This window comes from Streptomyces sp. NPDC006261 (assembly GCF_040613515.1).
Taxonomy (GTDB): domain Bacteria; phylum Actinomycetota; class Actinomycetes; order Streptomycetales; family Streptomycetaceae; genus Streptomyces.
Map to the genome: position 1 here is coordinate 16,053 of NZ_JBEXSI010000008.1, position 12,904 is coordinate 28,956.

Annotated in this window: 13 protein-coding genes; 6 read left to right on the forward strand and 7 right to left on the reverse strand. The window is 72.9% G+C overall.

Features of this window, described 5'->3' with window-relative positions; all coding sequences use genetic code 11:
• The first annotated feature begins 140 nt into the window (after positions 1–140).
• On the forward strand, positions 141–1,340 hold the full coding sequence (locus tag ABZ154_RS06745) for an acyl-CoA dehydrogenase family protein (protein WP_356829738.1): 1,200 nt from the start codon (positions 141–143) through the stop codon (positions 1,338–1,340).
• Positions 1,340–1,825: a nitroreductase/quinone reductase family protein gene (locus ABZ154_RS06750; protein WP_356829740.1), complete on the forward strand. Its 486-nt coding sequence runs from the start codon at positions 1,340–1,342 to the stop codon at positions 1,823–1,825. Before ABZ154_RS06745 ends, ABZ154_RS06750 begins: the two co-directional genes overlap by 1 nt.
• A gap of 131 nt (positions 1,826–1,956) precedes the next feature.
• Here ABZ154_RS06750 and ABZ154_RS06755 read toward each other — a convergent pair whose 3' ends face one another.
• Positions 1,957–2,604 (reverse strand): TetR family transcriptional regulator, encoded by a 648-nt coding sequence (locus ABZ154_RS06755; RefSeq protein WP_356829742.1) that lies wholly within the window; start codon positions 2,602–2,604, stop codon positions 1,957–1,959.
• A 401-nt stretch (positions 2,605–3,005) separates the two neighbouring features.
• Here ABZ154_RS06755 and ABZ154_RS06760 point away from each other — a divergent pair, with 401 nt between their 5' ends.
• Positions 3,006–3,815 (forward strand): VOC family protein, encoded by an 810-nt coding sequence (locus tag ABZ154_RS06760; protein WP_356829744.1) that lies wholly within the window; start codon positions 3,006–3,008, stop codon positions 3,813–3,815.
• Between the two features lie 250 nt (positions 3,816–4,065).
• Positions 4,066–6,468 (forward strand): PQQ-binding-like beta-propeller repeat protein, encoded by a 2,403-nt coding sequence (locus ABZ154_RS06765; RefSeq protein ID WP_356829746.1) that lies wholly within the window; start codon positions 4,066–4,068, stop codon positions 6,466–6,468.
• A gap of 52 nt (positions 6,469–6,520) precedes the next feature.
• Here ABZ154_RS06765 and ABZ154_RS06770 read toward each other — a convergent pair whose 3' ends face one another.
• On the reverse strand, positions 6,521–7,189 hold the full coding sequence (locus ABZ154_RS06770) for a hypothetical protein (RefSeq protein ID WP_356829748.1): 669 nt from the start codon (positions 7,187–7,189) through the stop codon (positions 6,521–6,523).
• Positions 7,190–7,428: 239 nt separating this feature from the next.
• Between ABZ154_RS06770 and ABZ154_RS06775 the strand changes: the two genes are divergently transcribed.
• A complete protein-coding gene (locus ABZ154_RS06775) occupies positions 7,429–7,962 on the forward strand; it encodes an FxLYD domain-containing protein (protein WP_356829750.1) in 534 nt (177 codons plus the stop codon).
• Between the two features lie 75 nt (positions 7,963–8,037).
• On the opposite strand, the gene ABZ154_RS06780 is transcribed toward ABZ154_RS06775, so the two are convergent.
• Genes ABZ154_RS06780 through ABZ154_RS06790 form a run of 3 tightly spaced genes read right to left on the reverse strand, consistent with a single transcriptional unit; the run spans position 8,038 to position 10,435 of the window.
• Entirely contained in the window at positions 8,038–8,823 is a 786-nt protein-coding gene (locus tag ABZ154_RS06780) for an enoyl-CoA hydratase/isomerase family protein (RefSeq protein WP_356829752.1), read from the reverse strand.
• Between the two features lie 3 nt (positions 8,824–8,826).
• A complete protein-coding gene (locus ABZ154_RS06785; protein ID WP_356829754.1) occupies positions 8,827–9,282 on the reverse strand; it encodes an OB-fold domain-containing protein in 456 nt (151 codons plus the stop codon).
• A 4-nt stretch (positions 9,283–9,286) separates the two neighbouring features.
• Complete coding sequence (locus ABZ154_RS06790; RefSeq protein WP_356829756.1) at positions 9,287–10,435, reverse strand: lipid-transfer protein; 1,149 nt, start codon at positions 10,433–10,435, stop codon at positions 9,287–9,289.
• A 108-nt stretch (positions 10,436–10,543) separates the two neighbouring features.
• Between ABZ154_RS06790 and ABZ154_RS06795 the strand changes: the two genes are divergently transcribed.
• Entirely contained in the window at positions 10,544–12,100 is a 1,557-nt protein-coding gene (locus tag ABZ154_RS06795; protein ID WP_356829758.1) for a FadD3 family acyl-CoA ligase, read from the forward strand.
• Positions 12,101–12,141: 41 nt separating this feature from the next.
• Here ABZ154_RS06795 and ABZ154_RS06800 read toward each other — a convergent pair whose 3' ends face one another.
• Both ABZ154_RS06800 and ABZ154_RS06805 read right to left on the reverse strand, forming a co-directional pair.
• A complete protein-coding gene (locus ABZ154_RS06800) occupies positions 12,142–12,429 on the reverse strand; it encodes a hypothetical protein (RefSeq protein WP_356829760.1) in 288 nt (95 codons plus the stop codon).
• 202 nt (positions 12,430–12,631) lie between these two features.
• Positions 12,632–12,811, reverse strand: coding sequence for a hypothetical protein (locus tag ABZ154_RS06805; RefSeq protein ID WP_356829762.1), 180 nt, complete (start codon positions 12,809–12,811; stop codon positions 12,632–12,634).
• Positions 12,812–12,904: the final 93 nt, after the last annotated feature.

Here is a 12,904-nt window from a genome sequence, read left to right on the forward strand (position 1 = left end):
TGAGCGGCCGCGTAACCGGGGGTGCGCATGCCTTCCGTGTCCCGCTCGTGTGCGGGAGGCTGGGAATTGCCGTCCCCCGCGCCTGCCATGACGGATCGTCAGATCGGGGGCCGCCGGTTCCTGAGGGGAGGAGCCCGACGATGGACGCCGCCTTCACCGCGGAACAGGATGAGATCCGCCGCACCCTGCGCGACCTGCTCGCGAAGTACAGCGCACCCGGCGAGGTCCGCGCCGCCGTACGCACCGCCGAGGGCCACGACCGGGCCCTGTGGCGCCGGCTCGCCCAGGAGCTGGGGCTGCCGGGGCTCGCGCTGCCCGAGGAGCACGGCGGGGCCGGCTGCACCGCCACCGAGCTCGCCCTCGCCTGCGAGGAGACCGGCCGCGCGCTGGTGCCCTCCCCGCTGCTCGCCACCGCCGTACTCGCCGCGCCCCTCATCGCCGCCCTGGGCACCCCGGCACAGCGCGGCGAGCTGCTGCCCCGGATCGCCGGCGGGACCCTGACCGCCGCCCTGGCGGTACCCGGCGGGTCGATGGCCGCCGCCCTCGGGCTCACCGCCGACAACCGCACCGGAGGCTGGGCGGGCGGAGGGCGAGCCGGAGGTGTCCAGGCCCGCCCCGGCGATGGTGACTGGCGGCTCTACGGGGAGGCCGACCGGGTGCTCGACGGGCACAGCGCCGGGCTCCTCCTGGTCGCCGCCCACACCGGCGGCTATCCGCGCAGCCGGACGCTCCTCTTCCTGGTGTCCGCCGGGGCCGAAGGGCTGACCCGTACCCGGCTGACCTCGATGGACGAGACGCGGCCCCTCGCCCGCGTCGAACTGCGCGACACCCCGGCCGAACTCCTCGGCCCCGACGAAGCCGCCGATGTGTGCGGCGCGCTCGCCGCCACCGGGCTCACCGCCGCCGCCGTTCTCGCCACCGAGGCGGTCGGGGCGGCGGCGGGCGCGCTGGCGCGGACCGTGGCGTACGTGAAGGAGCGGGAGCAGTTCGGCCGGGCCATCGGGTCGTTCCAGGCGGTCAAACACCGCCTCGCGGATCTGTACGTACGGGTGGAGGCGGCCCGATCCGCCGCGTACTACGCCGCCTGGGACCCGGCGGCGGGGCCGCTCGCGCTGGCCCAGGCGCTGGAGGCGGCCCGGACGGTGGCCGGTGAGGCCGTACAGCTGCACGGAGGTATCGGCTTCACCTGGGAGCACGAGGCGCATCTGTACGTGAAGCGGGCGGCGGCGGACGAGCTGCTCTTCGGGCCTGTGCACCGGCTGCGCGACCACGCGGCGGGGCAGGCCGGGCTGTTCGGGGACGTGGCACCGGACGGTCTGGTGCGCCGGGTGGCCGTCTGATGGCCGTTACCCGTGGCGCCCGGCTCATCCAGAAGGTCTCCTCGACCCGCGCCTTCGCCCGGATCGCCCCGCACGTCGTCCCCGTCATGGACCGCACCGTGCACCGGCTCACCCGGGGCAAGGTGCTGCCCAGCGCCCGGATGCTGCCCGGGCTCGTCCTGACTGTGCCGGGGGCGCGCAGCGGGCGGCTCCGGGTGACCCCGCTGGCCTGCATGCCGGAGGGTGAGTCCGAAAGCACCTGGATCCTCGTCGGCAGCAACTTCGGCCGTACGGGGCATCCGGCCTGGACCGCGAATCTGCTGGCCCGCCCCGAGGAGGCCGTCATCAGCTGGCGGGGCCGGGACATCCCGGTGCGGGCGCGGCTGCTGGAGGGGGCGGAGCGGGAGGAGGTGTGGCGGGTGGCGCTGACGTTCTGGCCACCGTACGCGGCGTACCAGGCGCGGGTGGAGCGGCAGATCCGGCTCTTCCGGCTGGAGCGGCGTTAGGCCGCCCGTCCGCCAGGTCCGGGAACACCGACGGCGGACCACCGGCAGAGTGCGTGGTGGTCCGCCGTCGGTGAGACAGGACGTGCCGGTAGGGCGTTCGGGTTCGGCGTGCGGGTGGGCTACGTCGCGGGCTACTTCGCGGGCTTCTTGCCGGTGATGCCGAGGTGCACCAACAGCGCCAGGTTCGGGCGCAGTTCGGCCTGCTTCACACCCCAGGCGGTGAACCCCTTCTGGTGCGAGGCGACCGCGGCCAGCATCGCGACCAGGGAGCCCGCCATCGCGGCGGCGCTGATGTCCTTGTCGACCTTGCCCTTGGCCTGGAGATCCTTCACCGAATCGGTGAGGGAGTTGGTGACCGAGTTCAGGATCTTCATGCGGATCTTGTAGAACCGCTTGTCCCCCTCGGCCGCGCCGAGGTCGATCACGCGGAGGATCGCGTCGTTGCGGCGCCAGAAGTCGAGGAATCCCTCGACGAGTTCCTCCGCCGTCTGCCGGCCGGCCTTGCCGACCCACGGGCGCCCGGCGACCAGTTCGGTCAGTCCGGCACCCTCCTTGGCGACCTCCTCGGCGATTTCGAGGACGGCGCCCTCCACATCGGGGAAGTACTGGTAGAAAGTCGCGGGTGAAGTCCCGGCCTTCCGGGCGACGTCGATGACTTTGACGTCCCGGTACGGCGAGGAGCTGAGCATCTCGCTGAGGCAGTCGAGCAGCTTCTGCCGCGTCGCCTGACCGCGTCGACCGGCCACGCGGCCGTCGACGGTACGTACTTGTCCTGTCATGCCGTCAGCTTACCGAGGGCCGATGGGAGCGCGATTCGGCCGACTGCAAATGGGGAACGCCGCAGGAACGGCGGGGTGCGGGGGGTTGGGGGGCGATCATTTTCGGCCGATGCGGTGGCGGTGCGTACGAGGTTCTGTTCCGGGGCCGGTTTCCGGCCGCCGAGCCCGCCAGCACTCCCCAGTAATAGTGTTATCAACAGCCTGTGGACAACTTCGGTGGACAACTTTCGTCCACATGGTGACCAGGCCTTCATTATCCGAGCAAATGTTCCCTATGGGGGTGTTCGCCGTCCGTCGGGGCGCGGCGGGCCGAGCGCGACGTTACGTTGACTGTGACGGGCGTCACCTCGGCGGAGCCGCAAAGGAACCGCGACGGAACCGCGACGGAAGGACCGGGCCCCATGGCCGCATTCGCGCACTCGGCGCCGTGCTGGGTGGATGTCCAGCTCTCCGACCTCGAAGCGGGCAAGCGCTTCTACGGCGGCCTTTTCGGCTGGACCTTCCGTGCGGGCGACGGCATGCCCTTCGCGGACGCCCTGAGCGGCGGCAGGCTCGTCGCCGCGCTCGCCGCCAAGAAGGACGGGCGGATGCCGACGGCCTGGGGCGTCTACTTCGCCACCGACGACATCCGTGCCACCGTCGCCGCGATCCGCGAACACGGCGGCCAGATCATCACCGACCCCGTAAGGGCCGGGCGGGCCGCGATCGTGGCGCAGGCGGCCGATCCCGGGGGCGCGGTCTTCTGCCTCTGGCAGCCGGGAGAGCGCGAGGGGTTCGAGAAGCAGAATGAGCCGGGCTCCTTCTGCTGGACCGAGGTCCACACCCGGCAGCCGGACACGGTGGACCCCTTCTACGAGAAGGTCTTCGGCTTCCGGGGCACCGACCTGGACGCGGCGGGCAACGACGTCTCCGACGACGCCGAGGCGCTGGTCGACTTCCGGATGTGGTCGCCCGAGGGTGCGGAACCCGGCCCGGACACCGCCGTCGGCGGCCGCAGCGTCATCACGGACGCGTTCCCCGCCGAGATGCCCAGCTACTTCCTCACGTACTTCGCCGTCGCCGACTGCGAGGCGGCGGCCGAACTCGCCGTCCAGCTCGGCGGCCGCGTCTCCGCGCCGCCCTTCGACATCCCGTACGGGCGGATGGCGGTCCTCGTCGATGACCAGGGCGCCCTCTTCGCCGTGCTCCAGCCGAGCGAACTGCTTCCGTAGGGTCGGGGCGTACGCGTCGGCCCCGGACGCGTAACCCTTGTGGGCGGATACCGGCCGAAGTGGCATGAGACACCCACTTCCGCCCCCGGGTTCGCAACCGGCGCCCGAGCCAGGAAGAATCAGGGTGCGCACCGCCAGGTGGTGCCCAGCGGTGAGACGCTGCGCAGGCCGGAAATCGCACCGGGCGGTAACGGGCGGTAATTCGCGGGCTTCGTTCCTGAGGTCCGTACGGGGAGGTGGCAGGCACGTGATGGAGCAGCTGACGCAGCACGACCCGAGACGGATCGGCCCGTTCGAGGTGCTGGGACGGCTCGGGGCCGGCGGCATGGGGCTGGTCTATCTCGCCCGGTCGGCGTCGGGCCGGCGGGTGGCGATCAAGACGGTGCGGACCGAGCTCGCCGAGGACCAGCTCTTCCGGGTCCGCTTCACGCGCGAGGTCGAGGCAGCCCGCGCGGTCAGCGGCTTCTACACCGCCGCCGTGGTCGACGCCGACCCCCGCGCCGCCGTGCCGTGGCTGGCCACCGCCTATGTGCCCGCGCCCTCGCTCGAGGAGATCGTGAACGAGTGCGGCCCCATGCCGACCCAGGCCGTGCGCTGGCTGGCCGCCGGGATCGCCGAGGCCCTCCAGTCCATCCACGGTGCGGGGCTCGTCCACCGCGACCTGAAGCCGTCCAACGTGCTCGTCGTCGAGGACGGCCCCCGGGTCATCGATTTCGGTATCGCCTCCGGCGTCTCCAACACCCGCCTGACCATGACGAACGTCGCCGTCGGCACGCCTGCGTACATGTCGCCCGAGCAGGCCCGGGACTCCCGCAGCGTCACCGGGGCCAGCGACATCTTCTCGCTGGGCTCCACCCTCGTCTTCGCCGCCACCGGTCACGCCCCCTACCACGGGGCCAACCCGGTCGAGACGGTGTTCATGCTGCTGCGCGAGGGGCCCGACCTGGAGGGGCTGCCGGACGATCTGCGGCCGCTGATCGAGTCCTGCATGCAGACGGACGCCACCCAGCGGCCCAGCCCCGCCGACCTCCAGGCCCAGCTCGCCCCGCACCTCTTCGCCTCCGGCAGCGACGACAGCGGTACGGCGTCGGCCTGGCTGCCGATGTCGGCCACGGCCATGATCGAACGGCGCCGGGGAGGCGGCCGCACCGCCCCGCCCGCGCCCTCCGCGCCCCCGCCGCGCCCTCCGCAGCCCCCGCGCGCCCCGGACCGGGGTCCCGACTGGCGCAGCGGCGGAGACCTGCGCTCGCCCTCCCCGCTCTCCTCGCCCGCCCCGGCCTCCTCCCCGGCCCCCTCGCCCGACGGCGGGCCCGTCCACCTGCCCGGGGCGAAGGCGCCGATCGGGCCCGGGCCGCGTGCGGGGGAGGGCCGGGGGGCCGCCGCCGCGCACCCGGCCGCCGCGACGGGCTGGGTCCGCCCGCCCGCGGGCCTGGACGGCTCGCCCGGGACGCCCACGGCGCCCACCGCGCCCGTACCGGCTCCGGGGCCCGCCCCGGACACCTCACCCGCCGCTCCCGACCGCTGGCGGCCCTGGCGCTTCCGCATGTCCAACGACGTGTGGGGGACGCCTGTCGTCGCCGGTGACCTGCTGTACGTGACGTCCTTCGAGATCCACGCGCTGGACGTCGGCAACGGGCGCCGCCAGTTCAAGACCCGGGACGTGGCGTGGGCGATGGCCGTCGAGGGCGGCCGCATCCACGCCTCGGACGGCCCGTCCCTGTACGCCCTGGACGCGGCGGGCGGGGCCGAGCAGTGGCGCGTGCAGACCGACGCCTGGGTGTACGCGCTCAAGGCCGACCGGGGCACGGTGCTGACCGCGACCCGGGGCGGTGGCGTCCAGGGGTGGGAGGCGTCCAACGGCGACAAGCTGTGGGAGATCACCGGGGTCCAGAGCGACTTCGAGACCGCGGAGGCCGCGCCCGTCATCCACGACGGCACGGTCTACGTCTGGCAGGACGCCCGGCTGCGCGCGCTGGACGCCCGTACGGGCCTGGAGCGCTGGTCGTACCCGATCGGCGACGCGGCCTCCTGCGGCGGCGTCCCCGTCCGGGTGACCCCGGCCCCCGACGGTTACGTCTACATCGCGGCGGGCACCCGGGTGCTGGCCGTGGACACCGTCTCCGGCCGGGTGCGTTGGCACTTCGAGTCCCCGGCGGTCTTCCTGTCCCCGCCCGCCTTCGCGCCGGGCCCGGCGGTGACCGGCGGCGGGGTCTACCTCGCGGACTACCTGGGCACGGTGTACGCGCTCGACGCGACGACCGGCAAGGACCGCTGGCGCATCGCCACGGAGGCCCGCGCCTCCATCGAGCCGGTGCTGGTCGCGGTGGGCAACGTCCACGTGGGCAGCGGCAGCGCGCTCTACACCCTGGACGCGGTCACCGGCACCCCGAAGTGGCGCTTCGCGGCGGGCGGCGACGTGGTGGGCGCGCCGGTGGTGGCGGACGGCCGGGTCCACTTCGGCTCGGCGGACCACGTGCTCTACACCCTGGACGCGGCGGGCGGTCAGCTCCGCTGGAAGCTGGCGACGGGCGGCGAGATCACGGGCTCGCCGGTGGCCCAGGCGGGGGTGGTGTACGCGTGCAGCAAGGACCGCTGCGTGTACGCGCTGGACGCGCTGAAGGGCACCGGCACCGGAAACAGGGCCCGCACCTGAGCCACCTCGGCCGGTCCGGCGGTTGAGGACGGAACCCTCGACGAGGTGACCGTCACACCTCCGGCGGCCGCCGCGGCGGGTGCACCGGATCCCGGGGGTCCCCGGGATCCGGCGCCTGCGGATACGACCGCGTACGGGGATCACGCGGGTCCGGCCCCGTGTACGGATCCACTTCCGGCTCCGGCCACGGCGACGTATGCGTCGACATCCCCGGCTCCTGCGTGGGCGGCCACGTGTCCACCTGGTCCGCCGGCGGCGCGGCATAGGGCTCCACCGGCTCCCGCTCCCGCCGGGCCCGAGCCACCCGCCGCCCCCGCCCACTCATCAACAACGCCCCGATCAACATCAGCACCCCGCCCGCAGCCGCGTTCGCCACCCCCACCTGCAACCCCGCCCCGTCCCCGCCCACCACCAGCGACCCCTCCGCCTGCCCCTGGCGGACCATCCACAGGATCGTGAAGCCCAGCACCACCAGCCCCGCCAGCGCGACCGCGAGCCGCGACCGGAGCACCACCCCCGCGATCACCAGCAGCGCCGCGAACAGGAACGGCAGCAGGATCGAGACCAGTACCCCCGACTCCGTGGCGGTGATGCCCCCGAAGAGGTCCCGCACCCGGTAGTCCCGCCCCGCCCGACCGTCGTACCAGTCGCGGAACGGGCTCAGCACGGCCGAAGCCGCCCCGGCGAGGGCGACGACTGAGCCGAGGATGTTGCGGATCATCGTCAGCCTCCAACGGCGTACGGCGTACGGCGAACACCCCCGCACGGCCGACGCTACGCCCGGACGATTCCCCCCGCCACGCGGACGCCGCCGACCGCCGTGGGGATGTCCTGTCCCGCAGACCATGACCGGACCGTGACAGGGTCATGACCTTCACGCCGGAGGCGTCCGGCATGCTGGGGGACGGCAGCACGAGCAACGACAACACACGAGCAACGACAACAAGGGGGGCTGCATCCATGATGCGGCGACAGATGAGGCTCGCGGCGGTCCTGGTCGTGGTGGTGCTCGCGCTCACCGGCTTCTCGACGTCCACCAGCGGCGGCAAGAGCGGCAAGAGCAAGGGCGGCAGCAGTTCGGGCGGCGGCTGCTCCAACTCCAAGAAGAGCAACAGCGGCTACCGCCACACCGACTACAGCGACGACGACTACGACGACAGCGCCTCGTCCGGCTCGTCCGGGTCCTCCTACGGAACCCCGACGCCCACCGCCTCCGACGGCCCCGCCGTCCGGGTGATCCGCTGCGCCCAGCCCCGCAAGGGCAAGCGCAAGGCGGTCACCGCGTCCGTCGTCGAACTGCGGTCGAACGACACCCGCAGTTACGAGTACGAGGTCGACGTGACGTTCTACGACGCCCGCGGAAATGTGGTCGACACCGCCGAGACCACGACGACCCTCACCGCCGGCGACGTACGCAACCTGACCGTGCGGATGGACAGCCCCCGCCGGGTCTCCGAGGTCAAGCGGTGCGAGGTCACGGCCCAGCTGCTCTGAGCCCAGCGGCAGACACGCACACAGACACGCACACAGACACAGACGCAGAGGCGGAGACAGCGGAAGCGGCAGAGCTCACCGCACCCTCGGCGCCCCGCCACCGCCCCCGTCCCTCCGCCCCGCGAACAGCTCCGCCTGCCGCTCCGGCCCCAGGTTCCCCAGCGCGATCAGCGCGGGCGCCTGGGCCATCGCCTGCGTACGGGCGGCCTCCTTCGCCGACCACACCGCCCGGACCGTGCCCTGCACCGCCTCGGTCGGGTACCCGGCGATCACCGCCGCCGCCCGCAGCGCCGCCGCCACCGCACCCCCGGGCTCCGTCACCTCGCTGACCAGCCCGATCGCGTACGCCCGCTCGGCGCTCACCCGTTCGGCGGTGCCCATCAGGGACATCCGGGCCACCTCCCCGAACGGCATCCGCTGCGCCATCGCGATCGCCTCGTACGCCGAGACCATCCCGTACGCCGTGTGCGGGTCGAAGAAGGTGGCCTCCCGCGAGGCGACGATGAACTCCGCCTCGCCCAGCAGGTAGAACGCCCCACCGCACGCCATCCCCTCAACGGCCGCGACCACCGGCTTCCACAGGTCGTTCGCCTTGGGGCCGATCCGCAGGAGGGGGTCGTCGAGGGCGTACGGGGACGGGGGCTGCGGGACCTTCACGCCCCGGTCGATCCCGGTGCAGAAGGCGCGGGGGCCCGCCCCGGCGAGGACAACGGCCCGCACCGACTCGTCGTACCGCAAAGCCTGCCAGAGCGAGGCGAGGTCCCCGGCCGTGGCCAAGTCGATCGCGTTCAGCTTCTCCGGCCGGTCCAGAGTGACGAGCGCGACGCCGCGCTCCCCGTCCCGCTCGATGCGCAGGGCCATGCCTCACCGCTCCAGCAGCCAGCGCACGAGCGAGACGTCGGCACCGGGCCCGACCGGGCAGAACACCGCCCGCACCGGCGCGCCGATCCGCAGCCGCCCCGGATCCACCGAGTTCAACGGCGCGTCGGCACAGGCGACCACGTTCCCGGCCAGCCGGATGTGCGGGGCTTCCACCAGCTCCACCAGCACGGCGTTGTACGGGGCCTGTCCGGCGTAGGCCGGGAGCAGCGGCGGGTGCGGGATCACGTACGACCAGAGCCGGCCGCGTCCGCTCATCGCCCGCCATGCGCTGTCGAAGGTGCCGCAGTGCGGGCAGCACGGCCGGGGCGGGAAGCGCAGTTCGCCGCAGGTGGGGGAGGCGCAGGCCTGGACGCGGAGCTCACCCCGGGCGGCGTACTCCCAGAAGGGCTTCCCGTCCTCGTCCACGACAGGAAGCAGCAGGGAATCGTTCACGCCCATCTCCTCAACTCCTCAGCAGTACGGCTGACGTCGGTACGCCCTCACCGGCCGTGACCAGGCAGGTCGCGGCGTCCGGCACCTGGGCGGTGGAGGTGCCCCGCAACTGCTTGACGCCCTCGGTGATGAGGTTGAATCCGTGGACGTAGGCCTCGCTCAGCCCGCCGCCCCCGGTGTTGATCGGCAGCCGCCCCCCGCTCTCCAGCGCCCCGCCCTCGGTGAACGCCCCGCCCTCGCCGCGCCCGCAGAAGCCGTACCCCTCCAGGGAGAGCGGAACGAGTGGGGTGAACGCGTCGTAGATCTGGGCCACATCGACGTCGTCGGGGCCGAAGTCGGCCTGTTTCCAGAGCTGGCGGGCAGCTGTCCAGGCGGGTCCGGTGAGCGGGTCGTCGCTCCAGTAGTTGACCATCCCGTGGTGCTGGGCGGGCAGCCCCTGGGCGACGGAGTGGAGGTAGACGGGTCGCTGCCGGCAGTCGCGGGAGCGTTCGGCGGAGACGATGACGCAGGCCAACGCCCCGTCCGTTTCGAGGCAGTTGTCGAAGAGGCAGAGGGGTTCGCTGATCCAGCGGGAGGTCATGTACATCTCGCGGGTCAGCGGGCGGTCGTACATGATCGCGGCCGGGTTCTGGTTGGCCCGGTTGCGGCAGGCGAGGGCGACGTTGAAGAGGTGGTCGCGGGAGGCCCCGTACTCGTGCATGTAGCGGCGCGCCAGGATGCCGATCTCGTCGGCGGGGCGCAGCAGCCCGTAGGGGCGGGTCCACTGGGCGGGGGTGGGCAGTTGGACGGCGGTGTTCTTCCAGGGGCGGGGCCCGGACCCGCGTTTGCGTGAGCGCCAGGCGACCCCGACGCTCGCCTGGCCGGTGGCGACGGCGGCGGCGAGGTGGGCGAGGGTGGCGCAGGAGCCGCCACCTCCGTACCCCACCTTGCTGAAGAACGTGACGTCCCCGGCGCCGATCGCCTTGGCGACCTCCACCTCGTCGGTCTCCTCCATCGTGTACGAGGCGAAGCCGTCGACCTCCGAGGGGGCGATGCCCGCGTCGTCGAGGGCGGCCAGGATCGCCCGGCAGGCGAGGGTCTTCTCGGACTCCGGGAGCTGTTTCGCGAATGCCGTCTGCCCGATCCCGGCTATCGCCGTCGCGTCCTTGAGCGTCGCCATCCGCCAACCTCCCGCACCGTCGACCCTGCTGACAGCGGCAGAGGCTACCGCTAATCTGACGGATAGTCAGCTACTGCGACGGCGGTGACGACGGCGGGAGGGCGCGCGATGCGAGGCGACGAGGAGTGGGACAGCATCCCGGGGCTGGTACGGGAGGCGGCGCGGCGGTACGGGCCGGCGGAGGCGGTGGTCGAGGGCCGCACCCGCCTGACGTACGGGGTCCTCGGCGACCGGGTGGAACGCGCTGCCGCCGCGTGCATGGCTGCCGGGGTGGAGCCGGGCGACCGGGTCGCGATCTGGGCCCCGAACACCCTGGACTGGATCGTCTCCGCGCTCGGGGCGGTGAGCGCCGGCGCGGTGCTGGTGCCCCTGAACACCCGCTTCAAGGGAACGGAGGCGGCCCGCATCCTGCGCCGCAGCCGGGCCAGGCTGCTCTTCGTCACCGGCACGTTCCTGGGGACGTCGTACGTGGCTTCCCTGCGCCGGTCTCAGGTGAGGCTGCCGGACCTGGAGCGGGTGGTGGTGCTGGCGGACACGGCCCCCGAGGACTACACGAGCTGGCCGGAATTCCTGGCGGCTGGGGAGGGGGTGGAGTCCTCCGCCGTACGGGAACGGGCGGCCGCCATCCGCCCCGAGGACCCCTCCGACATCGTCTACACCTCGGGCACCACGGGCGCCCCCAAGGGCGCGGTGATCACACACGCGCAGACCCTGCGCGCGTACGAGATCTGGAGCGAGCTGGCGGGCCTGCGCGAAGGCGACCGCTATCTGATCGTCAACCCCTTCTTCCACACCTTCGGCTACAAGGCAGGCATCATCGCCTGCCTGATGCGGGGGGCGACGATGGTCCCGCAGCCGGTGTTCAACGTGGACACGGTGCTGGCGAACATCGCGGCGGAACGTATCTCCGTCCTGCCAGGACCGCCCACCCTCCACCAGTCCCTCCTGGACCACCCGGCCCGCGACTCCCACGACCTGTCCGCCCTGCGCCTGGTGGTCACGGGAGCGGCGGTGGTCCCCCTGCGGCTGGTGGAGCGCCTGCGCGGCGAGCTCCACATCGCCACTGTCCTCACGGCGTACGGCCTCTCCGAGGCGAGCGGCATCGTCACGATGTGCCGCCGGGGCGACGCGCCGGAGACCGTGGCCGCCACGTCCGGCCGCGCGATCCCCGGCACCGAGGTCCGTGTCCTGGCCGGCCCCGGGGAGCCCGGCGAGATCCAGGTCCGGGGCTTCAACGTGATGAGCGGCTACTTCGAGGACCCGGAGACCACGGCCGCCGCGCTGACCCCGGACGGCTGGCTCCGCACCGGCGACGTGGGCGTCCTGGACGAGGCGGGCAACCTGCGGATCACGGACCGGATCAAGGACATGTTCATCGTGGGCGGCTTCAACGCCTACCCGGCGGAGATCGAACAGGTCCTCGGCCTCCACCCGGACATCGCCGACGTGGCGGTCGTCGGCGTCCCCGACCCCCGCCTCGGCGAGGTCGGCAAGGCGTTCGCGGTCCGCCGCCGGGGTGCCACGGTGACGGCGGACGATCTGATCGCCTGGTCCCGCCGAGAGATGGCGAACTTCAAGGTGCCGAGGGCGGTGGAGTTCGTCCCGGAGCTCCCGCGCAACGCGAGCGGCAAGGTGGTGAAGGGGGAGCTGCGGGGGAGGGGGTAGATACCTGGGCAGGTACGGGAGCCGTCAGGCTTTCTCCGCTGTCACGCGGGGGTGGTCGGCCGTGAGGAGGCCGCCTCCAGCCATTCCTGCACCTCGCGGCCGCGCAGGACGGCCTGAGTGAGCCCTCCGCTGCCGAGTACCAGGGCTCCGCTCACGCGGCCGCTCCGGCTTCGGGTGGGTTGCTCGTCAGTTCGGCGCGCGGCTGCTTCGAGATACGCCGAGACGCCGCGCTTGCCGGCCCGCTCGCGGATCGCGCGCAGGGTTCCGGCGGTGAGGGAGAAGGAGATGCCGCTGCTGGGGCCGTCTCCGGGGGAAGTCGAGGGCTTCACTCAGGGAGTCACATCAGATTTTTCAATGCCACAGGGCTGGCCGAATGTACGGGCCGAATGCCCCCACACGCCCGAAGGGCCCGAGCCCATCCCCAGGCTCGGGCCCCTCTGCGTACGACGGCCGCGGCGGCTCCCCCTCCACGCCGCCGTGGCCGCTCCCCCGTACGTACCCCCGTATCCCCCGTACCCCCGTCGGGAAGGTCTACTTGACGGGCTCGCTCGTGGCGTGGGCGTCGCCCAGCTTGCCCACCGGCTCGCCCGTGGCGTGCGCGTCGCCGAGCTTCGTCACCGGCTTGGACGTGGCGTGCGCGTCCTGCGTGGTGATGTCCTCGCCGGTGGCGTGGGCGTCGGTCGGCTTGAGGTTGTCCTTGTTGGCGGCCATGTCAGTCAACTCCTGAAGATGGTGACGTGATGATCGGGCGGGGCCTGCCCGGCTGTTCCCCCGTGGACTGCCGGGCAGGCCCTCCAGGGCCGT